A 23,199-nucleotide genomic window follows, 5' to 3' on the forward strand; every position below is an offset into this window, starting at 1 on the left:
CGCCAAAGCCCGTGCGCCATGGCTATCTTAGCCGCAACCGACGGGTTCAAAATGAGCGATAAGCATGCGCCTGCTGCGTTAGGTCCGCAAGCTAAACAAACGGCGGAACGACTAGCGCCGCTTGAGAGCCCAGCCCTCCGGCCGTTCCTCGAGCACGGTGACCGTATCGCCGATCTTGACCGAGCCATCGCCGCGCGGCACCGCGTTCCAGCCGAAGAGCGGGCCGGGAACGCGACGGTCCGCCGACATGCGGATGCGGCCCATGGCCAGCATCGGATTCGGCACGTCGCGCGAGCCGGTCTTCTGGTCCTGTGTCGTCATGATGCAGCGCGAGCAGGGCTTGACCAGATCGAGGCGGATGCCTCCGACCTCAATTGCCGCCCAGCGGTCCTCCGGCCAATCCTCATCGATATCGATGACGATATTGGGCCGGAAGCGCTCCATGCCGACAGCGCCTTCGCCATGAGCGGCGAGATTGGCGTTGAGCGCCTTCAGCGAGCCGGTTGTGGTGACGAGGATCTGATAGCCGTCGACGAAGGTGACGGTCGAATCCTCTCCCGCCCATTCCGGGCTCGCGAGGCGCTTGGCTAGCCTGTCGAAGAAAACCATCCTGACCTCACGGCCAAGCCAGCCGGACAGGGCCTTGTTGGTCTCCTCATCGGCAACGGAGGCGCTGACCTCGGATTTCCACACGACGACATCCATGCGGTTGTCGGGATGCGGCGGCGGCACGATGATGTCGGGCTTGCCCTCCATCTTCAGGCGCAGATAGGAAGGGCCGGGCTCGATATCGATCTGCGCCAGCGCCTGCAATTCACGCTGGGTGATGAACTGACCGGAAGGATCGACCAGCATGGCTCGGCGATCGCCGGCCAGACCAAAGGCGTCGATGGCAGCCGACGGAATGGCGATGCCGCGTGCGCTCTTGAGCGGGTAGATGAAAAGATCGCTGACGCGCATGGATAGCCCTCAGATTTCGTCGATGAACATTGCCAGCACGGTCTTCAGCCGGTCGTGGCGCGCTTCGGCAAACTTGCGTCCGGTCTCGGTCTGGAAACCGTCCGCCAGTTTGAACAGCTTTGTCTCGAAATGGTCAATGGCGAAGCGCTTGTCGTCGAGCGGCCGCTCGGACGCAAGCGGATCGAAGGGATCGTAGAGACCGGAACCGAGGCGGCCGGCAATATAGAAGCAGCGCGCCGCGCCGACCATGCCGATCGCATCCAGCCGGTCGGCGTCCTGCAACATCTTCGCTTCCAGGGTTTCGGGCGGAAGATTGGCGGAGAAGCTGTGCGTGGTGATCGCATGCGCGGCCGCCGCAATATCCTCATCCGCCCAACCGAGTTCCTGTAGAATGCCCGATGCTTTCTCCGCAGCCAGCCGCGAGGCCTGCGCGCGATGCGGCGAATTCTTTTCCACGGCAACGCAATCATGCAGCAGCACGGCGGCCGCGAGAATTCGGGCATTGCCGCCCTCCTCGGCTTGAATGGCCATGGCATTCCTGAAAACCCGGAGGATATGGGCGATATCGTGCGAACCATCATCGCCATCGGCAGCGTGCGGAATGAGATCCGCAGCCAGCGTTTCGAACGGGGCAAAGGCTCGCGCCATCCTGTTGGTGTCCATTGTCGCACTCGCTCCGGAATGATCTGTCGGCAGAGCTTTCTCCTACCGGGCGAAAGGATTCGCCGCAATCATTCCGTGGCTTTCTTGCGCGTCAGGATCTTCTGATAGAACAGACCGATACCGATCAGGACGGCGCCGAGGCCGATGAAGGAGAGGGCGCGCAGGAAGCCTTCGAGGTTTGCCATATCGATCAGGAAAGCCTTGACGACGGCGATGAAGACCAGCACCGCCGAGGCGATGCGCAGGCTCCGCGCTTCAAAACGGGCGCCAAGCCCGAGAAGGGCGATACCGATCAGCAGCCAGACGACGGAATAGGAATAGAGCTCGCCCTGGATGAAGTCGTTCCAGAAGGGAATGTACTCCCCTTGCCAGAAGCGGCGCACCGTCAGCGTCGCCCAGGCAAAGGCCATGATCGCGCCGGCAACGGCCAGCATGGCGACATAGGGCAGGGGCCGCCGGTTGCGCGCGAAAAGCGCCAGTCCGCCATAGGCGGCGGCAGGCACGAGATACCCCAGCAACAGCAGGTTGAACAACGGGATCCGGCCGGTGCTTTCGCCCGTGATGAACGGGTTCAGTCCCAGCAGATGCAGTGTCAGGATCATGATGACCGAGAGCGTGCCGAGCACCATGCTGCCATAGCGGAAGAGGGGGCTCGCGGCGCTAAGGTCGAGGGCCATGAGCGTCGCGGAGGCGCCGATAGCCAGCAGGGTATAGATCGATTGCTCGCCGAGCGTCGGGACAGCGTCGTTCAGGACGCCGCCATTCATGGCATGGCGCACCAGAATGGCGATCGTCAGCAGGACGAGGAAGGAGGCCAATGCCTGGAGTGCGCTGCGCAGCCGGATACTAGGAGATTGGCGGACCATGAAAGCTGCCGCTGCGGCGAGGGCTGCCGGAATGCCGTAGCCTGCAAGCAGCATATTGAAGACCGGTATCCTGCCGAGCTCGGACGGATCGACGATGGTCGGCTGCCAGGCGATGCGCCCCATGGCGATGATCAACGCAGCGACCATTGTCCACGGCAGGACCGGCCAATCGCGTGCACTCCCCATCGACAGATAGGCAATGCCGAGGACCGGCAGCAATATGGTGGGCACGGCATGATGCGCAAGCACATGCAGAGCGAAGACCATGGCCGCGAAGGAGGCGGCGGCGAGAATGTTGGTCGGCAGGTTCCAGCCGTCGCCCGAGCGGCGATATTGCCATTCGGCAAGCGCCATCAGCGCGATACCCAGGCCGAGGCCATAGAGACCATGCAGCCAGTCGAGCGTCCAGTTGCCGAAATTGACGAAACTGATCGCGGCGATCGCCAGCGGTACGACGACCATGATCAGGCCCCAAAGCGCGGCAAAGGGTTTCTCGCCCTCTGCATACCGCTGAAGAAAGAAGGTGCCGATCAGCACGAAGATTGCTCCGAGGCCGAGCACTTCATAGAGAACTACGCTCTGCATCGCCGCCATCGCATCGACGATGCTGGGATCGAGGCCATAGATCCAGTTCGTCATGAGACCGCCGACGCCGACGACCGCGATAACGGCAGACAGGATCGCCGCCCAGGCCGCATGCAGCCGGCCCGCGCCGAAGGCGGCCACTACCGCGACGATCGCCGCGAACATGAACACGGCGTCGACGATGGGATAGCCATAGCGGAGGCTGTCGGCCAGCAAGGAGAGAGACACGACAAGGGCGCCGATCGTTGCCGTCAGTGTCATGCCCAGCGGCGGTCGGGCAAGGAAAGCGCCCCAGCCACCGGCGCTCCGAAGTTGGAGCGGATTGGTCTCCGGCCCGGTTGTCGCGTCATCTACCGCCTTCGCGGCAGCCTGGTAGCGCCCGGGCCAAAGGAAGATGGTGCCGCCGATCATGGCGAGCATCGAAAGCGTAACCGGCGTGAAATCGACGACCGAGCTGTAAGAGATGTAGAGCAGGGGCCAAAGGCTGAGCAGCGCATTGGCAAGCGACGGCGCAATCAGCCAGCGACGCAGCCGTGACGCAAGCAGCGTTGCGAGCCATGTCAGGACGAGGTAGCCGAAGAGGATCCAGGGTCGCGGTGCCGTCGATGCGATCAGGGCGGGGGTGACCATGGAGGCAAGCAGGCCGAGGCCCGCCAGCGCCTGTCCATGCAAGAGCGACAGGGCAAGAGTAGCAAGCGAGATCAGCGCGAGGAGAACGAAAGCCGTGGCAGGCCCGATGAAGCCGTAGATGCCATGCGCTGCGTAGGTCGAGCCGAATAGCGCGACGACGCCGGCGGCCGTCAGCACACCGGGAACCATCGCATTTTGAAAGGCACTGCCGGAAACAGGCGCCGAACGGCGGCGGATGACTTCGCCCGCGGCAACGAGGATCAGGCCGAAGATCGCCGCAAGCACCAGCCGGACGCCTGGGCTCAACAGACCGCTCTCGATCGAATATTTGACCATGAAGATGCCGCCGAGGGCCAGCGCGATGCCACCGACCCACACCGCCCAGCGTGCGCCGATCGTGCTTTCCAGGCTTTCTTTCGGCTTCATCACTGCCGGCGTTGCGATATCCGGGCCGCCATCGGTGAACATGTCAGCCGTGCCGCGTGCGGCGATATCAGCCTCTTCGATATCGACCCGAGAGGGGCCTGGGATTGCGGCTTCGGCTATCGGTGTCTCGTCGTCGTGCTCAGCGTGCAGCAGAGCATCACTCGTTTGCGGCCTTTCCGCGGGAATCGATTCGGCCATATCTGCCGGAAGCACCTTGCCCGCGATGACATTCTGCAGCTCTTGAACGCGAGCCTCCAGCCTTTTTATCCGCTGGTTGTATCCCCGCAGTATGAAAATGCCGGCGATCACGACGACAAGCGGCAGCAGTTCCATCAAGGCCTCTCCGTGAGCAATCGTCCGCACAATATACCAATTGGACTGAACGGTAAGGGTTAGCAGTCAAATTCGCCTATGATTCCAGTGGATTATACCGAGCAATACGGCAAAGCCGAGCCGACGAGGTATTAGCTGGTTCCGATTTACCTTTTGAAAATTATAGTTAATACTCATTAACAATTCGTATTTACTGATAGAGCGAAGCAGCTTATCAAGGGCTCATGGTCCAGTCCTGAATGTATTGAGGGCAAACGACGTCGCATGAGGCGGCTCCTTCCAAAGGAGATTTGAATGTCCCATGTATCTTCCATATCCAATAGCTCTTATCCCTATCGCGGCACGCTTTCGCGCCTCGATGCCAATGGGGACGGTCTGCTCAGCGGTCAGGAGCGTGAGGCTGGCGAGCGTCCCGGCATTCTCCAGGAGAATGCCGACAATAGCACTTCGGATAGTTCAAGCAGCGCCATGAGCGACCTGATGGCCAAGCTCATGCAATTGCCCAGCGCCGATGTCGCCTCCAGAGCCAAGCTGCCGGAACTCCATACGGATTTGTTCTCGCCGATGGATGCCTACAACAGCACCTACGGCCAGTACGACGTGGGTAGCATCGCGGCCTGACAATAGCTGGTTTCGTCGGATTGTTTCAGCGACCTGCCGGACGACGGTGGGTCGCTTTATCTGTTTGATGCAATTCATTTTCCTCTCGGCGGAACACTCATGCCCGCAATGCGTTGGACAGTGATCACCAAAGAGGGAGTACCGTTCCATGAGGCGGACGATGATGATGGCTGCAATTCTTGCTCTAGCTGCGGCCATGCCTGCGGCGGCTCAAGACCAGAGGACGGCGACCGCCGATTTCGTCGGGCTTGACGGCAAGCAGGCAGGGCGGGCGACCCTGACCGAGGGCAAGTCGGGCGTGCTGATCGAGATGGAAGTCTCGGGTCTGCCGGCCAATCGCTGGGTCGCGTTTCATATCCACGAAAGCAGCCGGTGCGACCATACGCATGGCTTCGAATCCGCCGGCGGGCATTTCAATCCGACGAAGGCTGAGCACGGCTTTCTCGCCGCAAAGGGACCGCATGCGGGCGACATGCCCAACCAGTATGTCGATCAGGATGGAAAGCTGCGGGCCCAGGTATTCAACGGCTTGGTATCGCTCAACGGCAAGAACGGTATCCGTGGCCGCACGCTGATGATCCATGAAGAATCGGATGATTATCGCAGCCAGCCGGTCGGCGGCGCCGGCAAGCGTCTGGCGTGTGCGGTCATCCAGTAGGCCCAACCAACAGGCGATTCGAATCCTTGCGCGAGGCTGTGCCAAGTGCCGGTTGTTTCCGCGCAGTGGGCGCCCACCAGCAATGGGATTCGATGCCTGTCAATTATGGTTAATGATGAATTAACACCCATCTATCTCAGCCCGGCCAAATCGACCTATTCTCGCGGCAGATGACTAAGCGTGTCGGGGGGCAGTCGAACACGCCAATGGCGTTTGCTTAGGAGATTTGGATGAGTGGCGTTTCTTCAATTGGAAGCAGCATGACGGCTGCCTCGTACAGTCCGCTTGACAAGAACCAGGACGGCGTTGTGGATGCTCAGGAATTGCAGCAGGCCGCTCAATCGGGCCTTCTGTCGGCAAGCCTTCTCAAGGATGAGGACAGTGACAGCAGCAGCGATCCAAGCGCCACGGACATTTTCTCCGGCAACCTGGCGTCGATGCTGCTGCAGATGCAGCAAGCCGGCCAATCGGGCTCTTCGACGTCGAGCAGCTCTACGGATCAGTCGCCGATGGATCAACTATTCGCCCGCCTCGATACCAATCAGGATGGCAAGATCACGCAGAGTGAGTTCGTCGCCGGACGGCCGAAGGACATGAGCGAAAGCGATGCGGAGAACCTCTTCAAGAGCATCGATAGGCAAAACTCCGGCTCGCTGACCAAGGATCAGTTCGCGGGGGGTCTCGATGCGCTCAAATCATCGGACGCCTCTGCCGCCGACATGCTGTCTTTGGAACCATCGTCGGATAGCAGCAATGCGAATTCGGATACGGCAGCCCAGAACCAAGCGCTGGACGTTTTGCTGAGCGAAATGCAGAATCCGTCGGCCCTCTATCAGAATACCTATGGTCAGTACGACCCTGAGCAGTCGGGCGGCGTCTCCGCCTGACCCGCGGGCAACCGATTGTCGTGAAACGAACGGAGGCTGCACAAACCGGCCTCCGTTTTGTTTATGGCGTATTGCTCAGTTCTGCCAATGGCAGCACGAATGGCGCATTGCCGTCAGCATCCGCACCACGGCCGATCTCTTTGAGCGCCGCGACAAGCCGGCCATTGCGTCCAAGCATGTCATCTCCGATCGCGATCAGCCGGGTATTTGGCGTTGCGAAGGGGGAAGCCGCGCGCAGGCGGCGAACGAGGGCTAGGTCATCCTGTTCCGGATGAACGGCAAGAGCAGCGATCAGTGCTGCGGCCGGCGAGCGCGAAACCCCCATCCAGCAATGGATCAGCAGAGGCGATGTACGATCCCACTGCGTCGCAAAATTGATGATCGCGCGGACATGCGTCTCCTGGGGAGCGATGAGATCGCCGGTGCCTGCAAAGCTGATGTCGTTCATGCTGAGCAGCAGGTGCCGGTCCGCCTTGATGACGGCAGGTCGATGAAAAGCCTGCTCCTTGGCCATCAGGCTGATCATTTCGCGTGCACCATGGCGAACGGCCATCTCGGCGATGCGCGCCAGTGGCGATATCACGATATCAGTCACGCACCGACCCTCATTGCCGCACGCTCGGCCTCGATCTCCTCGAAGCGCTGTAGGAACAATCGCTGCGCCTCGACCGCCGGCACGGGATCGATCGGCAGCATCTCCCGGGTGATGTCGCGGGGCTGGCCGAAGAATTTGCGTCCTTCTTCCGGCGTGAAGCCGGCAAGCAACGTCGCCTCGAAATAGGCAGAGACCGTATCTGCCTTCTTGATCCTGTCCTTTAATTGCGGCGCGCAATGCGGCGGCAGGGCAAAGCGACGATAGATCGCTGCTTCGAGCCGCTTCTCCACCTCTTTATAGCCACCACCGACGACGGACTTGAACGGCGAAATCATGTCGCCGATCACATATTCCGGCGCATCATGCAGCAGCGCGGCGAGCCACTCATCCGGGCTGGACGGATTGAGATGGCGAAAGATAGCCTCCACGACAAGGCTATGCTGCGCGACGGAGAAGGCGTGATCGCCCGAGGTTTGACCATTCCAGCGCGCGACGCGGGCAAGCCCGTGCGCGATGTCGCCGATCTCGACGTCGAGCGGCGATGGGTCCAGCAGATCGAGCCTGCGCCCGGACAACATGCGCTGCCAGGCGCGCGGCGTCTTGGCCGAGTTCATGCCGAAGCCTCATCGGCGGGGGCGGGGAAGGTGAGGCCGGACCATGCGGGCAGCGACACCGAGACCTCGACCCCGCCAGCCAGGATCGGCGTTCCCGTCGCAATGGCTTCGCCTGCGCGATCGATACGGATAACGGCAAGGCCCTTGCGGCCGGCGGTCGATCCCAGCGACCCCATCGGCTTGCCGCCGGCGGTCAGCTCGGTCCCGGAAACGGGCAGATCCGCGGTGCCATCGACGATGACGACGCGCCTGCGCGCCGTGCCGCGATGATGCATGCGGGAAACCACTTCCTGGCCGATATAGCAGCCCTTGCGGAAGCCCAGCCCGCCGTTGAGATCCATCATCACATCATGCGGAAATGCATCCTGCAGCACGAAATCGCGGCCGGAAATGGCGACGCCGTTGGCAATACGCAGTTCGTCGTAAAGCGCTTCTGCATCTTGACCATGTTGGCCAGGCGTGCGCGTCAGCGCGATGTCGGCCTTGAGGAAACGGCTGTCGCGTGGGCCTTCGCCCACTTCGTCGGCCCATGCCACCGTAACGCCCTGAACATCCTCGACGCTAAAGTCGACCTTGGCGCGCAGCCGATACATGGTCAGGCGCTTCAACAGGCCATCTTGCAGTGTCGCATCGGTCTCGATCAGAAAGCCCGGGTCGTCTCGCCGGATCATGAAGTCAAACAGGATCTTGCCCTGCGGCGTCAGCAATGCACCGGGGCGCACTTGGTCCGTCTCGAGCGAGACGAGGTCGGTGGTGATAAGATTGTGCAGAAACGCCTCCGCTTCCGCGCCGGCAATGCGGATGAAGGAGCGATTTTTCAGGAATACGGCTGGCATGTTGGATCCGCTGATTTGGCTTAAAGCGCGCCGCGATCTTCCAGATTCGCTACGTGCGCTTTAAGCTCTTGATTTTGCGCATGTCGTTGCCGCAAAACCGCTGCGCACTTTTGCGCGACATGCTTCATCATCAAGAGGTAGGGCCTGCGGCGCAGAACCGCAAGTTCCCCGGCTGGATCATTCGCCCGAGGTAAAGAATTTCCATCGGCCGTCCGGTGTGATGCCGACGCGATAAAAATTATAGCCGCCAAATTCCAGCATGTCGGCATAATCGCCCGCCGTCACGATGCGCATCAGGTCGACCTTCTCCGGCGTGGAGAGCGTCTTGATGTCCTTCTGGGCGAAATAGGGCCAGACATACATTTCGTCTGGCGTGCCCTGGCCGACATGGGCAAAGCCCGTCGACATGATATCGAGCAGGATGGACAGGATTTCGATGCCGTCCGGATCGCCCGAGAGATCATGGAGGGTCTTGATCGGATCCTCACCGGGGTCGTCGGCGGTGACCTGAGTCTGCTTCAGGCCGGCACCGACGTTCATCAGCGGACGTAGGCGCTCGAGATCGCCCGAAGCCGCAGCCTCGACGATCGCCGCGCGGAGCTTCTTGACCGGCTCCGGCGCCTTGTCGATGTCGAAGAGGAATTCGACCGATTTGTTTGCACTCGACGCATCGCCACCGTTCTGGCTGGCTTGCTTGTTGATCAGCGGATCCGGCATCGGCAGCGCGTTGTTGGCAGGCGCTTCCAGCGCCTGCTCGACAGGCTTGGCGTTCTTTTGCTGGCCGGATGTACCGGCGGCGCCCGGCAGCTGCGCCGGAGGATTGAGCTCGGAGAAGGCGAGGGCTGGCAGCGGCAAGGCGGTGCCGCTCAAAAGCAGAGCTGCAGCGGCAAGCGAGGCAATGGAACAGCGGAACTCATTGCCTGGGAAGATACGCATGAGCAATCTCTGTTTTCTATTGCAGGGTTCGGGTCGGAGAAAACTCGCCGGCGAGCATGCGTTCGCGAAGCGATTCAAGCAAGGCTTCCGCTCCCTGTTCGCCTCGATTGCGAATCGTCTCGCGAATCGCGTGAGCAATCGCAGCATCGGCAATGATTTCGGGCTCGATACCATCAGCCATGCCGTCGGCCCAAGCTTCGTTCTGGTATTCCAGCGCTGCCTGCATCTTTTCATGGACGATCATGTCGTCGATTTCATTCAGGCTGGTTTCCATTGCTTCTTTCCTCGAGACGTTCATGTCCTTACCACTTGCTTAACAACTTTATCAGCCTTTTCCTAAAACGACACGGCTCGGTACGAAAAGGGGTTAATAAACCGTTAATTTCCAAAGCGCGCGGTGATTTCTGTAGCCAGTGTTGCACCTTCGTTACGGTATCGCTCTTCGGCGACGAGAGCCTGACGCGTGCAATTTGCATAAACCGACGCAAACGACCTATACCCACGGTTGAACGCGGCGGTCAGCTTCTCCTTGCGCTTCGGCTCGCCCTTCGTCTCGGTGTCGAGCAATTGCTGCATATCGCCGCGCCATCCGTCCTCCCGCGCCGGGCTGCAGAGATTGCGCAGATAATCGATCGAGCCCAGAATTTCGGCGAGGCGTGAAAGCCTCTCATCATAAGGCGTCGGTCGTTCGGCGTCCGTGGTGCTGGGCGTCTGTACTTGCACTGTGGTCGCAGCCGGCTGTGCGACCGCCGGAAAAGCGGTGGCCAGCGCGATGCAAGTCAGAAGCGGTCGGCCTAGGTGGTTATGAATCATGTAACCATGTTGACCGGACAAGCATGACGGGAACAAGGCACCAGGCCTGCTTTTCACCTCGTTATTGTCCGGTATCGTTAATATGGCCGCCCGGCCGCCGTTCAGGCGGCGGCAATTCTCTCCACGCATTCGAGTACGCTGGCTGGCACGGGCAGGGCGCGAATCTCCTCCAGCGAATACCAGCCGATCTCGGCGGCATCGTCGGCCGCCACCGCGACAGCGTCCCTTTCGGCGTCGACCAGGAAGACCGAGAGCAGGAAATGGCTCGTGAGTGTTCCATCTGCTGCATGGGACCGCAAATCATAGGTCTCGAACAGGCGCGGATTGCGCGCCCTTATGCCGGTTTCTTCCTCGAATTCTCGAAGTGCCGCTTCCGCAGGCGTTTCGCCCGCTTCCGCCCTGCCGCCCGGAAAAGCATACATGTCGGCCGATGGCGGATTGCTGCGCAAGACCAATAGAAAGCGGCCATCGCGTTCGAGAATGGCGGAGGAGGCGGGGCGGGGAATGGAATTCATCGGTCGTTTCGCATTCGCATGATGAGACTGGAAGGTAATGACATGAAGCCATCGGTTCACGATCTCTACAGGAAACGACCCTTGCTGTCCTCCGGGAAAGCCCCTTAACTCGCTGCCGACGGAACGGCGATTCGTATGCGCCGAATGGGCGGGCGCCTGGATGATCTACGGACTATATGCTCTTGCGGCCCTGGCCGAAATTGCCGGCTGCTTCGCCTTCTGGGCCTGGCTCCGACTGGCAAAGCCGATCTGGTGGCTGGCGCCCGGCCTGATCTCACTGGCGCTCTTTGCATGGCTGCTGGCACTGGTGCCGAGCGAGGCGGCCGGGCGCACGTTTGCTGCCTATGGCGGCGTCTATATCGTTGCCTCGATCCTCTGGCTCTGGCTGGCGGAAGGGCGATTGCCGGATCGTTGGGATATCTCCGGCGCCGCCATCTGCCTGGTTGGAGCGGCCGTCATTCTCTTTGGCCCACGCGGCTGAGCTTCCGCTTGACCCGGCGCTTTACCGGTGCAAAACAAGCCCCATGTGTGGACGCTTTGCTCTGACATCGACGGCGGACTATGTGGGAGAAGCACTCGGCGTCCTGCTGCGTGACGGCTTTCCCGCGCGCTATAATATCGCACCGACGCAGCCGATCCTTGTTGTCATATCCGGCGACCGGCAGCAGCCCGGCAGTAACCTGCCGGATCGCCGCGCCCTTCTGGTGCGTTGGGGCTTCACGCCGTCCTGGGTGAAGGATCCGAAGGAGTTTCCGCTTCTGATCAATGCGCGTGCCGAAACGGCGATCGGCAAGGCGTCCTTCCGCGCCGCCATGCGCCACCGCCGCATTCTTATTCCGGCATCAGGCTTTTACGAATGGCACAGGCCATCGAAAGAAAGCGGCGAGAAGCCGCAGGCCTATTGGATCCGTCCGCGTCGAGGCGGCGTCATCGCCTTTGCCGGACTGATGGAGACCTGGTCGTCGGCAGACGGTTCTGAAGTCGATACGGGGGCGATCCTGACGACTGCGGCAAATAGCGCGATCCGATCCATTCACGATCGCATGCCAGTCGTCATCCAGCCGGAAGATTTTGCGCGCTGGCTCGATTGCAAGACCCAGGAGCCGCGCGAGGTCCTCGATCTGATGGCACCGGTACAGGAAGATTTTTTCGAGGCGATCCCGGTCTCGGATCGCGTTAACAAGGTCGCTAACATGGGGCCGGATCTGCAGACACCGGTAGCGATCGAGCCTCTCAGGAAACCGTCGAAGAAAGCAGAACCAGACGACGGCCAGCTAAGCCTTCTCTGAGCAACCGCCATCCGGCGGCCGGCATCGATGCGATTGTGGGCGCCTCAGCTGCCGTACAGCCGGCCAGCGCCCTCGGATTTAGGCGAGTTTCTTCTTGAGCGGCGGCTTGGACTTCAGCATCAGATGAGCCGCCAGAACGGCTTTCAGGCCCAGAGGGCGATAGTGTTTGCTGGGGTCGATTTTTGCCTGCGGTTGTGCCGCCGTTTCTTTCTTCTGCGTCATGATTTACTCCTCACCATGCTCCTGCGGGAGCACTTTTCGATTCACTGTCGAACAGTGCTTTTTGTCGTAAATCATGACAAATCGAAGGCGTTTTCCAATCAGCTTTTGTAAACAACGACCATATTTCGAGAGATTAGCACCGAAACCTCGTGTAGAATACGCACTGCCGCAACGTTTGAATCTGCTAAAAAATCCGGGCGGAAGCGGCTTGTCATTCGGCCGACAGCTCATCGTCATGTCCCTAATTGATAAGGGAGACTTACAGACTTGCGGTTGCAGCGGGACGATGCAGCCGGGAGCCTGTCGAATAGCACGAGATAAGCCGGCCTTAGATGTGCCGACCGATGTCGTCGTTGGAATCGTCGACATTGGGGTCGGCAGGGCCGTTGATGGTGTAGGTGCCATATTTCTTCGCCCAGGAGCGTGCGCCGAACGGCAGGGACAAAAGATAGGCGGCGACGGTCACGACCATGACATGCCAGGTGTAGCTCATCAGCAGCGCGACATAGACGACGACGCCAAGCATGATGGGCAGAACCAGGTCGCGCCGTACACCGTTGCCTTCCGATTTGCCGGACCAGACGGGGAGGCGGCTCACCAGCAGAAAGCCGATAAGAACCGTGTAGGCGGCACCCCAATAGGCGAAGGTGCGGTCCGGCGTCAGCCCGAGAAAGCCGAGATAGACCGGCAGCAGCACCAGCATGGCACCGGCTGGCGCCGGCACGCCGACGAAATATTCCGACTGCCAGGAAGCCTTGTGCTCCCGCTCGGCCATGACGTTGAAGCGGGCGAGCCGCAGGCCAGCCGCGATCGTGTAGATCAATGCGGCAATCCATCCGAGCGAGCGGGCCTGGTCGAGCAGGAAGACGTAGACCACCAGCGCCGGAGCGACACCGAAATTGACGATATCGGCGAGCGAATCCATCTGCGCGCCGAATTTCGAGGTGGCCTTCATCAGCCGCGCGACGCGCCCGTCGATGCCGTCGAGGAAGGCTGCGACGAGCACGGCCGCGACGGCAAGCTCGTAGCGGCTTTCGAAAGCGAGGCGAATACCCGTCAATCCCGCGCAGATCGCCAGCACGGTGATCATGTTCGGCACGATCAGCCGCAGCGGGATTTCCCGGAGGCGCGGCCCGCGCGCTTCGTCATTGGGTCCATGCGGCTCGAAAGGCGGAAAAGGCGTCTTCATCTCGCTCGTGTTCCTAGGGGTCAGCTGCGGCGGCTAACGGTTGGGCCCTTTGCCGAGCCGAATTCGGCAATGACGGTTTCGCCGGCGATCGCGCGCTGGCCGATGGTAACGCGCGGCGACGCGCCTTCCGGCAGGAAGATATCGAGGCGCGAGCCGAAGCGGATCAGGCCGATGCGCTCGCCGGCGTCAAGCGGCTCGTTCGGGTTGACGAAGCAGAGGATGCGGCGCGCGACGAGCCCGGCGATCTGCACAACGCCGATCTCGCCATGCTTCGTCTCGATGACGAGGCCGTTGCGCTCGTTCTGCTCGCTGGCCTTGTCCAGCTCCGCATTGAGGAAGCTGCCCTGGCGGTAGGCGATGTTGGTGATGCGTCCGCGCATCGGCGAGCGGTTCACATGGCAATCGAACACGTTCATGAAAACCGAGATGCGCAGCATCGGCTGGCTGCCGAGGTTGAGCTCCGCCGGCGGCGTGACCATCTGCACGCCGGAAACCTTGCCGTCGGCCGGCGAGATCGCCAGATCATCGTCTTGCGGCGTCATGCGCTCGGGATCGCGGAAGAAATAGGCACACCAGAGTGTGAGGATCAGGCCGATCCAGAAGAGCGGCTTGAAGATCCAGCCGAGCACCAGCGAAGCGACGAAGAAACCTGCGACGAAGGGATAGCCTTCCTTATGCACTGGAACGATGACGTTGCGCACGCTGTTGAACAAGCTCATCTACAGCCTACTCCGTTAGGGCATTCTCGCGAAAACCGAACCTCGGTTGCCGAGCGAGACGCTGCCAATCAAAAGATGAGAACAAGATAAGCGGTCTTGCTCTGATTACCAGACGAGCGTGACTACAGGCAAACGCCGTCATGGGCAATGCTCTCGCATGCTCGCCCCCAGCGCAATCCGCGCAGGCACAGGATGTCAACGATCTTCGGTTTTCAGAGGCGTAGTCCACCGGAATTCCGGCAGGGTGCAACAGAAAGGCCGCCGATGAGGCGGCGGCCTTTCATATTCCGCAATAACCGGATGGAATCAGAGACCGAGGGCGGCGCGCAATTCAGCCTTGGCGCCTTCGTATTCGGTCTTGTAGTCGTCATGCGTGGTGATGGTTTCAGCGATGACCATGCCGGCGATGCGACCGGCTTCGATGTCGGATGCATAGTGGATGCCGCCGACGATACGGTTATGGCCGTATTCCCATGCGCGAGCCATGATGGCGGTACGCTTCTCCGGCACCATGTTCGCCAACACGACGCCCATCAGCGTGCCGACCGTGGTGTGGCCGGACGGGTACGAGCCGGACTTGGAGAGCGGAACGATCGGCTTTACGAGATCACTGTAGAGATGCGGACGCGGGCGCTTCCAGACATCCTTGGCCGGATCGACTACTGCGCCTTCGGTCTCGACGACGCGATCGAAGAATGCCGAGAACTTCGGCAGGCTTTCCTTGGTGAACTTTGGATTGTCGATGACATCGGAGAAGCGCCAGACATTCTCTTCCGCATCGGCAACGGCGCGTGCCGCCATTTCCGGGGTGCGGGTGACCTGGATCGTCAGGATTTCGCCCAGCTCGGCCTTCATCTGCGCCGAATCATTGGCGGGCGGCGGCGGCAGCAGATTGAGGAGATTGATCTCCTTGGAGTCGCTGAAGGGCTTGGCATCCTCGGCGAAAACCGGCGAGGCGAGGCCGACGACGAGCAATAGGCTTAAAGCTTTGGCAAAAGTGCGCATTTCGGGGCTCCCTTTTAAGTGAAACCCGTACCTATCAAGCTGTTATCTCAAGCTCGTGACAGTTGAAGTGCACAACGCTTCTGCGCAACATCTGCCCGCAAGAACCGTGCACGGCGTCGAAAATGCCGCCGCTGCTCAGTTTGCGGGCGCCAGCCGGTTGACCACGCCGAGATCGTCGTTTTCGCGTACCTGCTTCAGATGCTCTTCGGCCTGCGTTGCCTCACGCTGACGGTTCCACATGGATGCGTAAAGCCCGTTCTGCGCAAGCAGGTTCGCATGCGTGCCGCGTTCGGCGATCACGCCGCTTTTCAGCACGATGATCTCGTCGGCGCCGATCACGGTCGAAAGGCGATGGGCGATGACCAGCGTCGTGCGGTTCTTGGAAACGATGTCGAGAGCCGCCTGTATTTCGCGCTCGGTTGTCGTGTCCAGTGCCGATGTCGCCTCGTCGAGGATCAGCACCGGCGGAGCTTTCAGAACGGTTCGGGCGATCGCGACGCGCTGCTTCTCACCGCCTGACAGCTTGAGGCCACGCTCCCCGACTTTCGTTTCGAAACCCTCGGGCAGATGGCGGATGAACTCGCTGATCTGCGCGATCTCGGCTGCGGCCGTTACCTCGCCCTCGCTCGCGCCCGGCCGGCCGTAGCGGATATTGTAGGCGATGGTGTCGTTGAAGAGCACAGTATCCTGCGGCACCATGCCGATCACCTTGCGCAGACTTTTCTGCGTCACTGTGCGCAGATCCTGATCGTCGATGGTAATCGTGCCGCTCTGCACGTCGTAGAAGCGATAGAGGAGGCGCGAGAGGGTCGATTTTCCCGCCCCCGACGGGCCTACGACGGCAACCGTCTTACCGGCTGGGACTTCGAAGGAAATGCCCTTCAGGATCGGCCGGGCCGGATCATAGGCGAAGTGCACGTCCTTGAAAGAAATGGCGCCGTTGCCGATGACAAGTTGCTTGGCGTCGGGTGCGTCGACCACTTCGGGCTTCACTTCCAGCAGGTCGAACATCTCTTCGATATCAGTCAGGCCCTGGCGGATTTCGCGGTAGACGAAACCGATGAAGTTCAGTGGTACGGAGAGCTGCAGCAGCATGGCATTGATGAAGACGAAGTCGCCGACGGTCTGGTGACCGTTGAGGACGGACCAGCCGGAGATGACCAGCATGACTGTGGTGCCGAGGCCGAAGATCACGCCCTGGCCGAAGTTCAGCCAGCCGAGCGAGGTCCAGACGCTGGTGGCGGCCTTCTCATAGCGCGCCATCGATTGATCGAAGCGCTTGGCTTCCATCTCTTCATTGCCGAAATATTTGACCGTCTCGAAGTTCAGGAGCGAATCGATCGCCTTGGTATTGGCGTCGGTGTCGCTGTTGTTCATCGTGCGGCGGATGGAAATGCGCCAGTCGCTCGCCTTCACGGTGAACCAGATGTAGAGCCAGACCGTGACGGCCGTCACTGCGAGGTAGGAGAAGCCATAGCCGCGCCAGAAGATGATGGCGGTCAGCAGGAATTCGATGAAGGTCGGAAAGGTGTTGAGGATGGTGAAGCGGACGATCGTCTCGATGCCCTTGGTGCCGCGCTCGATGATGCGCGAGAGGCCGCCGGTCTTGCGCTCCAGATGGAAGCGCAGGGACAGTTCGTGCATGTGCACGAAGGTCCGATAGGCGAGCTGGCGAACCGCGTGCTGGCCGACACTTGCAAAGAGCGCATCGCGAAGCTGGTTGAGGCCGAGCTGGATCAGGCGGGTGAGGTTCGTGGCGACGATCAAGGCGATGGCGCCGACCATGAAGGCCGGCAGGATGCCCTGCATGTCGAGCTTGCCGTTCAGCGCGTCGACGGACCATTTGAAGAAATAGGGGACCAGAAGCAGGAAGAATTTCGAGACCAGCAGGAAGACGGTCGCCCAGACGACCCGCATCTTCAGGTCCATACGGCCGGCGGGCCACATATACGGCCAGAGATTGACGATCGTGTTCAAGGGATTGCTGGAATCCGCCGATATGGTTTTCTTGGGCTCTGCCATGTCCGTCTCCGGCGAATAATAGAGGCAGCCGGGCGTTGACACCCGCTGGGTTGGTCCGGCTGGAAAAGCCTCCACGCATAGAGGTACGGCCGTTGCGTGAAGGCGATGAGGGTTGTGCGACGCTTATACTATTTTTATCCCGCATAAAAGCATCGGCCAGGCGTTGGTCGCGCCCGGCCGGTGCATAATCTTATCGAGGAATGGTGTGCAGCCTAGAGGTGTTCGCCCGAAAGCCGCTTGCGGTGCAGCTCCTCGGCATTCGGCAGCGCGTCCTTTGGCAGGCCGAACACCTGTCCAGGCAGGATTCGGTCCGGATTGTTGATCTTGTCCTCGTTGGCAAGATAGATCGTCGTGTAGCGCACGCCGGCGCCATAGATGCGGCGTGAAATCTGCCAGAGCGTATCGCCGCGACGGATGATCACCGCATTGGCATCCTGCGCCAGCGGCGCCTGCTCCAGCGTCTTCGGGGCGTTATCCTTGGACGAGACCTCCGTGTTCGGCTGTGCTGGCGCGGTGACCGCCGCGATCAATTCTTCGAGGCCAGGCAGTGCAGCTCCGACCGATTTTGCATCCCTCGGCAGAGCCTGCAGCGCGCTCAGCGCCTTGGCGGCAGCCCTTCCGGCGTCGGCCGCGGCCTTCTTCAGCTCGGCAGTCGCATTGATCGACGGGCGGAACTCCGAAAGCGATTTCAGCGCGATTTCGGTGCCGGACCGGGCGGCGGCAAGCTGTTCCGCATTCGGCTGTTTGCCGTCGGTGAAGAGACCCTTCAGCAGCGCGAAGGCCCTGCCGGCACTTTCCCTCAGCTTGGCAAGTTCGCCTTCGTCCAGCGGCACCATGTTCGCTGATGCCGATTGCGTTTGCGCGTTGGCGGCCGGCGTCTGCGCGGCAACCGTCACCTGGTTGCCCTCCGGACGCGTGAAGTTGACGTTGGCGCGCACGATGACCTTTCCTGCATCATCGAGCACGTCGACGCGGATCTTGTGGTCGCCAACGCTGAGAGGCATCACGCCGTCGACGACGAAATGGCCGTCTGCGCCGGCAGCGGCCTCACCGATCAGCTTGTCGTCGGCATAGCCGCGTACAGTGGCATTCGGCCTCGTGGTGCCGGCGACGAAGATATGGTCTCCTTCGATTTCAACGGCATTGACCATGACTTCCGGCTGTTCGTCCGTCTTCGTAGTGACGGCAGGGTTTGCGGATGCAACGACTGAACCCTGTTGCTGCGTCTTGGCGTCGGAGGCCGATGCAGCATTGCCCTGAGCGTTGGCTGCCGGTGCGTTCTCTTCAGCGGAGGTTACGCGGCTCTGCTTGGCCGAGGGCGCGGCAATGATGCGGCTCGCAGCGCCCGGCTTCGAGACCATGGCAAGAAGCTGTGTGGAATCGTCTTTCGGCACCGAGATGGTGGCGACATCCTCGGAGTTGACGACCTTGCCGTCCTTGCCGGTGGCGCGCAGCACCAGCTCATGATCGCCGGGCGGCAAAGGGTTGTCGAGCACGGCAGCGAAGTCGCCGCTGGGGCCGACCTTGATCGTGGTAACGACCTTTTCGCCGTCGACGATCTCAAGCTTGGCATTCGGTTCGGCCGTGCCGGCAATCACGGTGGAGCCGTTCGGTTCCACGCGCAGCACGTCAAATGAAGGGATGGAAGACCTTGCTGCCGCGGTCTGCGGTGCCGTTTGGCCGGTCAGCGCCGCCAATGCCTTGTCGATCGCGCTGCTTGCGTCGGCTGCGTTGTCGGGCAGGGATTGAACAATGGCAAGCGCCTTGCCTGCGCCGTCCTGCACCTTCTTCACGAGGCCCGTTGCCGTGGCATCGGTTCCCTCGGGAAGCGCAAAGGCGGCGATCGATTGCAGTGCCGTGATCGCCTTCGTCTTCGCGGCCGCGAAAACATCCTGGCTCGGCGTGCTGCCATCCTTGAACAGCGCCTTGAGATCGACGAGCGATGTTGCCGCCGCGCCGGTCAGATCGGTCAGCTTCTTGGCAAGATCAGCGGTATTGACCGCATTCGATACGGCATTCTGCGTTGCCTGGGTCGACTTCTGCGCCGTCTCGCCAGCCTTCTGCGCATTCTCCTCGATGGTGTTTTTCACCGTATTGCCGGCTTGATTGACGACATCGCCGATCGGGTTCTTGCTGCCGTTGATGCGCGGCATCACGAAAAAGACCATCAACACGGTGGCAATTACCAACACCAACAGAGCCAGCCAACCGGCACGGTTCTTCATCATCATTCATCTCCACGCGGCGCAGTCGTCGCAACTCCTGAAATTGCTAGCGATTTCGCCTGCTTTTACAAGCTTTCTCAGCCATTTTCGCATGTTCGGGCACAAGTTTTCCTTCGAAAATTCTTGACTGAGCATCTGCAGCATAGTTGTTTGCTTTCATGACTGACGATTCTGCGCCAATTCGATCCATCTGCGTTTATTGCGGCTCAAGGCCGGGGCGCGATTCTTCCTACATGGCTGCCGGCCGCGAGCTGGGCAAAAGCATAGCCGAGAACGGCTTGCGCCTGATCTATGGCGGCGGGACCAAGGGCATCATGGGCGCTGTCGCAAGCGGCGTGCTCTCACATGGCGGCCAGGTCACCGGCATCATCCCGGAGTTTCTCGTCGATATGGAAGCGACGCGCCATTCGCTCGGTCAATTGGACGAGCTCATCATAACGCCTGATATGCATGCGCGCAAACACGGCATGTTCGAGCGCGCAGATGCTTTCGTGGCGATGCCGGGCGGCATCGGCACGCTGGAGGAGATCGTCGAGATCATGACCTGGGGTCAACTCGGCCGTCATGAGAAGCCGATGGTCTTCGCCAATATCAACGGCTTCTGGGACCCGATGATGGAACTCATCCGTCACATGACGGAAGAGGGCTTTGTTCACACGGCCCATCGCGTCCAGCCGCTGGTCATCGACAAGGTGGACGATATCATCCCGGCCATCCGCAAGCACGCCGCTGAGGCGCGCGGCGACCGCGGCGGCGAAGAAGCCGTCATTTCCAAACTCTGATTAATACATGTCGCGCAGAACCGTGCAGCGGTCTTGCGATAACGACATGTGCAGAACTAAACAGCCGAGCGCGCGAAGCGACTCTGAAAGATCGCGATGCGCTTTAGCGATTTGATAACCATATCGGTCCGTTAGCGGTCTTTGCTCTGACGCAGCATCGACCAGCTGTAGAGCACGAGCCCGGCCCAGATCAGCGAAAAAGCGATCATCTGCGTCGATCCGAAGGGTTCCTTGAACAGGAAGACGGCAATCAGGAAGACCATCGTCGGCACGATGTACTGCATGATGCCGATGGTCGACAATCTGAGGAGCTTTGCGCCGTTCGCAAAAATCATCAGCGGCAGCGCCGTCACCAGCCCGCAGCCAAGGAGAAGGGCGGTATCCGACAGGCCGGTCTGATACAGATGGCCTTCGCCGCGCATCTCCAGGTAGATGATATAGAGCGTTGCGGGAATGCAGAGCAGCAGCACCTCGATGAAGAAGCCCTGATTGGCGCCGACGGGCAGCGTCTTGCGGAAAAAGGCGTAGAAGCCCCAGGAGAAGGTCAGCGACAGCGCGACCCAGGGCAGGGTGCCGGCTTTGATGGTCAGGATGACGACCGCAACCGCGGCAAGGCCGATCGCGACGATCTGCACCGGCGCCAGTCTTTCCTTCAGGAGTAGGGCGCCGAGCGCGATGCTGAACAGCGGATTGATGAAGTAGCCGAGCGCCGCATCCAGTGAATGTCCGGCGCCGATCGCCCAGACATAGGTTCCCCAATTGATCGTGACGAGCGTCGCGGTCAGCGACGCCATGGCAATCGTGCGCGGATTGCGAAACGCCGCCCTCACGTCACGCATGCCGCCAAGGGCCAGCAGCACGGCGCCGGCAACCGGGACGGACCAGAAGATGCGGTGAGCGATGACTTCCATGGCCGGAATATGCGCCAGGGCTTTCATGTAGAGCGGCAGGATACCCCAGAAGAGGTAGGCCGTCATCGCGTAGCCGAAGCCACGGATGCCGTCGTTGTTCTTGATTTCCGGTGTGACCGCATCGGTGGCCATGAATTTTCCCGTCATTCCTTGTTATTTGAGACGGGATTACTCCAACGCGCGTCGCATGGCCAATTCATTTCCTTGACGGCATCGTCAAGCTTTTTGATAGCCGGCGGATCACTCCGCCGCGATCTTGCCCGCCATATGCCGGTTCTTCATCAGCTTGTAGATGACGGAATCCATCAGCGCCTGGAACGACGCATCGATGATGTTTTCGGACACGCCGACCGTCCACCAGCGCACGCCGTCGCTATCGGTGGACTCGATAAGGACGCGGGTTATGGCCTCGGTGCCGCCGTTGAGGATGCGCACCTTGAAGTCGGCCAGTTCCAGATCGTCGATCTCGTGCTGGTACTTGCCGAAATTCTTGCGCAGCGCCAGGTCGAGCGCGTTGACCGGGCCATCCCCTTCGGCAACCGACATGATGGTCTGGCCGTCGATGATGATCTTGACCACCGCTTCCGAGACGATCTTCACCCGGCCATGGGAATCGAAGCGGCGCTCGACCATGACGCGGAAGCCGTCGATCGCAAAGAATTCGGGGATGGTGCCGAGCGTGCGGCGCGCCAGCAGCTCGAAGCTCGCATCCGCGCCTTCATAGGCATAGCCCGTCGCTTCGCGCTCCTTGACGATCTGGATGAGCTGATCGAGCTTGGGATCGTCCTTGCCGACCTCGATGCCGCGCCGCTTCAGCGCGTTGATGAAGTTCGACTTTCCGCCTTGGTCGGAAACCATGACCTTACGGAAATTACCGACGCTTTCCGGCGTCACATGCTCGTATGTGCGGGGGTCCTTGAGCAGCGCAGACGCATGAATGCCGGCCTTGGTCGCGAAGGCGGATGCGCCGACATAGGGCGCCTGGTGGTCGGGCGAGCGGTTCAGCAACTCGTCAAAGGCGTGCGAAAGGCCGGTCAAGCCCACCAGCCGCTCGGTATCGATCGTCGTTTCGAAGCGTTCGCTATAGGCCCGCTTCAACGCCAGCGTCGGGATCAGCGTGATCAGGTTGGCATTGCCGCAGCGTTCGCCGATGCCGTTCAGCGTGCCCTGGATCTGCCGCACGCCGGCTTCGACTGCGGCAAGCGAATTGGCAACCGCTTGGCCGGTGTCGTTATGGGCGTGGATGCCAAGACAGTGGCCGGGAACGCCGCAGGCGATGACGGCCTCGACGATGGCGCGGATTTCCGGCGGCTGCGTACCGCCATTGGTGTCGCAGAGCACGACCCAGCGCGCGCCCGCATCATAGGCCGTCTTGGCGCAGGCAAGCGCATAGGCCGGATTGGCCTTGTAGCCGTCGAAGAAGTGTTCGCAGTCGACCAGGGCTTCCTTGCCGGCGCCCACAGCCGCCTTGACGCTCTCGGCGATGCTTTCGAGATTCTCCTCGTTGGAGCAGCCGAGGGCGACCTTGACATGATAGTCCCAGCTTTTGGCCACGAAACAGATCGCGTCGGCCTTTGCCTGCAGCAGGCTGGCTAGACCGGGATCGTTGGAGGCAGAGACACCGGCGCGCTTGGTCATGCCGAAGGCGACGAAAGAGGCCGATTTCGTGCGCTTCTGTTCGAAGAAGGCCGTATCGGTCGGGTTGGCGCCGGGATAGCCGCCTTCGACGTAATCCAGGCCGAACTCGTCCAGCATGGTGGCGATGGCAATCTTGTCCTCGACCGAAAAATCGATGCCGGGCGTCTGCTGGCCGTCGCGGAGCGTCGTGTCGAAGAGATAGATTTTTTCGCGTGTCATACTGTTTCCTCCGGCGAACCGGCTTTTGATATTGAGGTGC

Annotated in this window: 24 protein-coding genes; 6 read left to right on the forward strand and 18 right to left on the reverse strand. The window is 60.8% G+C overall.

Features of this window, described 5'->3' with window-relative positions; genetic code table 11:
- Nucleotides 1-111: 111 nt before the first annotated feature.
- The 3 genes from GA0061102_RS17515 to GA0061102_RS17525 all read right to left on the reverse strand — a co-directional run bounded on the left by GA0061102_RS17515 (nt 112) and on the right by GA0061102_RS17525 (nt 4,463).
- Nucleotides 112-960, reverse strand: coding sequence for an MOSC domain-containing protein (locus GA0061102_RS17515; RefSeq protein ID WP_092851451.1), 849 nt, complete (start codon nt 958-960; stop codon nt 112-114).
- 9 nt (nt 961-969) lie between these two features.
- Complete coding sequence (locus tag GA0061102_RS17520; protein ID WP_245298042.1) at nt 970-1,623, reverse strand: HD domain-containing protein; 654 nt, start codon at nt 1,621-1,623, stop codon at nt 970-972.
- A gap of 68 nt (nt 1,624-1,691) precedes the next feature.
- Entirely contained in the window at nt 1,692-4,463 is a 2,772-nt protein-coding gene (locus GA0061102_RS17525; RefSeq protein ID WP_092851453.1) for a DUF2339 domain-containing protein, read from the reverse strand.
- A gap of 294 nt (nt 4,464-4,757) precedes the next feature.
- Here GA0061102_RS17525 and GA0061102_RS17530 point away from each other — a divergent pair, with 294 nt between their 5' ends.
- From GA0061102_RS17530 to GA0061102_RS17540, 3 genes are all read left to right on the forward strand, one after another.
- The gene (locus tag GA0061102_RS17530; protein WP_092851456.1) at nt 4,758-5,084 is read left to right on the forward strand and encodes a hypothetical protein; all 327 of its coding nucleotides are present in this window, start codon (nt 4,758-4,760) and stop codon (nt 5,082-5,084) included.
- A gap of 160 nt (nt 5,085-5,244) precedes the next feature.
- A complete protein-coding gene (locus GA0061102_RS17535; protein ID WP_425348539.1) occupies nt 5,245-5,742 on the forward strand; it encodes a superoxide dismutase family protein in 498 nt (165 codons plus the stop codon).
- Between the two features lie 260 nt (nt 5,743-6,002).
- The gene (locus GA0061102_RS17540) at nt 6,003-6,629 is read left to right on the forward strand and encodes an EF-hand domain-containing protein (protein WP_245298043.1); all 627 of its coding nucleotides are present in this window, start codon (nt 6,003-6,005) and stop codon (nt 6,627-6,629) included.
- Between the two features lie 61 nt (nt 6,630-6,690).
- Here GA0061102_RS17540 and GA0061102_RS17545 read toward each other — a convergent pair whose 3' ends face one another.
- The 7 genes from GA0061102_RS17545 to GA0061102_RS17575 form a co-directional block, all read right to left on the reverse strand.
- A complete protein-coding gene (locus tag GA0061102_RS17545) occupies nt 6,691-7,224 on the reverse strand; it encodes a tyrosine phosphatase family protein (protein ID WP_092851469.1) in 534 nt (177 codons plus the stop codon).
- Nucleotides 7,221-7,838 (reverse strand): YfbR-like 5'-deoxynucleotidase, encoded by a 618-nt coding sequence (locus tag GA0061102_RS17550; protein ID WP_092851474.1) that lies wholly within the window; start codon nt 7,836-7,838, stop codon nt 7,221-7,223. Before GA0061102_RS17550 ends, GA0061102_RS17545 begins: the two co-directional genes overlap by 4 nt.
- Nucleotides 7,835-8,674, reverse strand: a complete 840-nt coding sequence (gene ygfZ / locus GA0061102_RS17555; protein WP_092851476.1) for a CAF17-like 4Fe-4S cluster assembly/insertion protein YgfZ — start codon at nt 8,672-8,674, stop codon at nt 7,835-7,837. Before ygfZ ends, GA0061102_RS17550 begins: the two co-directional genes overlap by 4 nt.
- A 177-nt stretch (nt 8,675-8,851) precedes the next feature.
- A complete protein-coding gene (locus GA0061102_RS17560; RefSeq protein WP_092851478.1) occupies nt 8,852-9,610 on the reverse strand; it encodes a hypothetical protein in 759 nt (252 codons plus the stop codon).
- A 16-nt stretch (nt 9,611-9,626) separates the two neighbouring features.
- A complete protein-coding gene (locus GA0061102_RS17565; RefSeq protein ID WP_092851483.1) occupies nt 9,627-9,884 on the reverse strand; it encodes a hypothetical protein in 258 nt (85 codons plus the stop codon).
- A 104-nt stretch (nt 9,885-9,988) separates the two neighbouring features.
- Complete coding sequence (locus GA0061102_RS17570) at nt 9,989-10,423, reverse strand: TIGR02301 family protein (RefSeq protein ID WP_092851639.1); 435 nt, start codon at nt 10,421-10,423, stop codon at nt 9,989-9,991.
- Nucleotides 10,424-10,524: 101 nt separating this feature from the next.
- Complete coding sequence (locus tag GA0061102_RS17575) at nt 10,525-10,938, reverse strand: NUDIX hydrolase (protein WP_092851488.1); 414 nt, start codon at nt 10,936-10,938, stop codon at nt 10,525-10,527.
- Nucleotides 10,939-11,098: 160 nt separating this feature from the next.
- On the opposite strand from GA0061102_RS17575, the gene GA0061102_RS17580 reads away from it, so the two are divergent.
- Nucleotides 11,099-11,419 (forward strand): YnfA family protein, encoded by a 321-nt coding sequence (locus GA0061102_RS17580; protein WP_092851494.1) that lies wholly within the window; start codon nt 11,099-11,101, stop codon nt 11,417-11,419.
- A gap of 43 nt (nt 11,420-11,462) precedes the next feature.
- Complete coding sequence (locus GA0061102_RS17585) at nt 11,463-12,227, forward strand: SOS response-associated peptidase (RefSeq protein WP_092851497.1); 765 nt, start codon at nt 11,463-11,465, stop codon at nt 12,225-12,227.
- A gap of 78 nt (nt 12,228-12,305) precedes the next feature.
- Here the strand turns inward: GA0061102_RS17585 and GA0061102_RS33195 are convergent, their stop codons facing one another.
- From GA0061102_RS33195 to GA0061102_RS17610, 6 genes are all read right to left on the reverse strand, one after another.
- Entirely contained in the window at nt 12,306-12,449 is a 144-nt protein-coding gene (locus tag GA0061102_RS33195; RefSeq protein ID WP_167668007.1) for a hypothetical protein, read from the reverse strand.
- A gap of 328 nt (nt 12,450-12,777) precedes the next feature.
- On the reverse strand, nt 12,778-13,638 hold the full coding sequence (gene pssA / locus GA0061102_RS17590) for a CDP-diacylglycerol--serine O-phosphatidyltransferase (protein WP_092851498.1): 861 nt from the start codon (nt 13,636-13,638) through the stop codon (nt 12,778-12,780).
- A gap of 20 nt (nt 13,639-13,658) precedes the next feature.
- Nucleotides 13,659-14,357, reverse strand: a complete 699-nt coding sequence (locus GA0061102_RS17595; RefSeq protein ID WP_092851499.1) for a phosphatidylserine decarboxylase — start codon at nt 14,355-14,357, stop codon at nt 13,659-13,661.
- Between the two features lie 306 nt (nt 14,358-14,663).
- Nucleotides 14,664-15,362 carry an acid phosphatase gene (locus GA0061102_RS17600; RefSeq protein ID WP_092851501.1) on the reverse strand — a complete coding sequence of 233 codons (699 nt, stop codon included), beginning with the start codon at nt 15,360-15,362 and terminating at the stop codon, nt 14,664-14,666.
- Nucleotides 15,363-15,497: 135 nt separating this feature from the next.
- Nucleotides 15,498-17,384, reverse strand: coding sequence for an ABCB family ABC transporter ATP-binding protein/permease (locus GA0061102_RS17605; protein ID WP_092851503.1), 1,887 nt, complete (start codon nt 17,382-17,384; stop codon nt 15,498-15,500).
- Between the two features lie 212 nt (nt 17,385-17,596).
- Entirely contained in the window at nt 17,597-19,612 is a 2,016-nt protein-coding gene (locus GA0061102_RS17610) for a LysM peptidoglycan-binding domain-containing protein (RefSeq protein ID WP_167668009.1), read from the reverse strand.
- A gap of 155 nt (nt 19,613-19,767) precedes the next feature.
- On the opposite strand from GA0061102_RS17610, the gene GA0061102_RS17615 reads away from it, so the two are divergent.
- On the forward strand, nt 19,768-20,391 hold the full coding sequence (locus tag GA0061102_RS17615) for an LOG family protein (protein ID WP_092851641.1): 624 nt from the start codon (nt 19,768-19,770) through the stop codon (nt 20,389-20,391).
- A 131-nt stretch (nt 20,392-20,522) separates the two neighbouring features.
- Here GA0061102_RS17615 and rarD read toward each other — a convergent pair whose 3' ends face one another.
- Nucleotides 20,523-21,434, reverse strand: coding sequence for an EamA family transporter RarD (gene rarD, locus GA0061102_RS17620; RefSeq protein WP_092851509.1), 912 nt, complete (start codon nt 21,432-21,434; stop codon nt 20,523-20,525).
- Nucleotides 21,435-21,542: 108 nt separating this feature from the next.
- Nucleotides 21,543-23,159, reverse strand: coding sequence for a citramalate synthase (cimA, locus tag GA0061102_RS17625; RefSeq protein ID WP_092851512.1), 1,617 nt, complete (start codon nt 23,157-23,159; stop codon nt 21,543-21,545).
- Nucleotides 23,160-23,199 lie beyond the last annotated feature (40 nt).

The sequence above is a fragment of the Martinezella miluonensis genome (genome assembly GCF_900094545.1).
GTDB classification, from domain to species: domain Bacteria; phylum Pseudomonadota; class Alphaproteobacteria; order Rhizobiales; family Rhizobiaceae; genus Rhizobium; species Rhizobium miluonense.

Excerpts from the sequence above, each read along its gene's own strand:
- GA0061102_RS17515 (WP_092851451.1), bottom strand. The coding sequence starts at position 960 with ATGCGCGTCAGCGATCTTTTCATCTACCCGCTCAAGAGCGCACGCGGC.
- GA0061102_RS17520 (WP_245298042.1), bottom strand. The coding sequence starts at position 1,623 with ATGGACACCAACAGGATGGCGCGAGCCTTTGCCCCGTTCGAAACGCTG.
- GA0061102_RS17525 (WP_092851453.1), bottom strand. The coding sequence starts at position 4,463 with ATGGAACTGCTGCCGCTTGTCGTCGTGATCGCCGGCATTTTCATACTG.
- GA0061102_RS17530 (WP_092851456.1), top strand. The coding sequence starts at position 4,758 with ATGTCCCATGTATCTTCCATATCCAATAGCTCTTATCCCTATCGCGGC.
- GA0061102_RS17535 (WP_425348539.1), top strand. The coding sequence starts at position 5,245 with ATGATGATGGCTGCAATTCTTGCTCTAGCTGCGGCCATGCCTGCGGCG.
- GA0061102_RS17540 (WP_245298043.1), top strand. The coding sequence starts at position 6,003 with ATGACGGCTGCCTCGTACAGTCCGCTTGACAAGAACCAGGACGGCGTT.
- GA0061102_RS17550 (WP_092851474.1), bottom strand. The coding sequence starts at position 7,838 with ATGAACTCGGCCAAGACGCCGCGCGCCTGGCAGCGCATGTTGTCCGGG.
- ygfZ (WP_092851476.1), bottom strand. The coding sequence starts at position 8,674 with ATGCCAGCCGTATTCCTGAAAAATCGCTCCTTCATCCGCATTGCCGGC.
- GA0061102_RS17560 (WP_092851478.1), bottom strand. The coding sequence starts at position 9,610 with ATGCGTATCTTCCCAGGCAATGAGTTCCGCTGTTCCATTGCCTCGCTT.
- GA0061102_RS17565 (WP_092851483.1), bottom strand. The coding sequence starts at position 9,884 with ATGGAAACCAGCCTGAATGAAATCGACGACATGATCGTCCATGAAAAG.
- GA0061102_RS17570 (WP_092851639.1), bottom strand. The coding sequence starts at position 10,423 with ATGATTCATAACCACCTAGGCCGACCGCTTCTGACTTGCATCGCGCTG.
- GA0061102_RS17575 (WP_092851488.1), bottom strand. The coding sequence starts at position 10,938 with ATGAATTCCATTCCCCGCCCCGCCTCCTCCGCCATTCTCGAACGCGAT.
- GA0061102_RS17580 (WP_092851494.1), top strand. The coding sequence starts at position 11,099 with ATGATCTACGGACTATATGCTCTTGCGGCCCTGGCCGAAATTGCCGGC.
- GA0061102_RS17585 (WP_092851497.1), top strand. The coding sequence starts at position 11,463 with ATGTGTGGACGCTTTGCTCTGACATCGACGGCGGACTATGTGGGAGAA.
- GA0061102_RS33195 (WP_167668007.1), bottom strand. The coding sequence starts at position 12,449 with ATGACGCAGAAGAAAGAAACGGCGGCACAACCGCAGGCAAAAATCGAC.
- pssA (WP_092851498.1), bottom strand. The coding sequence starts at position 13,638 with ATGAAGACGCCTTTTCCGCCTTTCGAGCCGCATGGACCCAATGACGAA.
- GA0061102_RS17595 (WP_092851499.1), bottom strand. The coding sequence starts at position 14,357 with ATGAGCTTGTTCAACAGCGTGCGCAACGTCATCGTTCCAGTGCATAAG.
- GA0061102_RS17600 (WP_092851501.1), bottom strand. The coding sequence starts at position 15,362 with ATGCGCACTTTTGCCAAAGCTTTAAGCCTATTGCTCGTCGTCGGCCTC.
- GA0061102_RS17605 (WP_092851503.1), bottom strand. The coding sequence starts at position 17,384 with ATGGCAGAGCCCAAGAAAACCATATCGGCGGATTCCAGCAATCCCTTG.
- GA0061102_RS17610 (WP_167668009.1), bottom strand. The coding sequence starts at position 19,612 with ATGATGAAGAACCGTGCCGGTTGGCTGGCTCTGTTGGTGTTGGTAATT.
- GA0061102_RS17615 (WP_092851641.1), top strand. The coding sequence starts at position 19,768 with ATGACTGACGATTCTGCGCCAATTCGATCCATCTGCGTTTATTGCGGC.
- rarD (WP_092851509.1), bottom strand. The coding sequence starts at position 21,434 with ATGGCCACCGATGCGGTCACACCGGAAATCAAGAACAACGACGGCATC.
- cimA (WP_092851512.1), bottom strand. The coding sequence starts at position 23,159 with ATGACACGCGAAAAAATCTATCTCTTCGACACGACGCTCCGCGACGGC.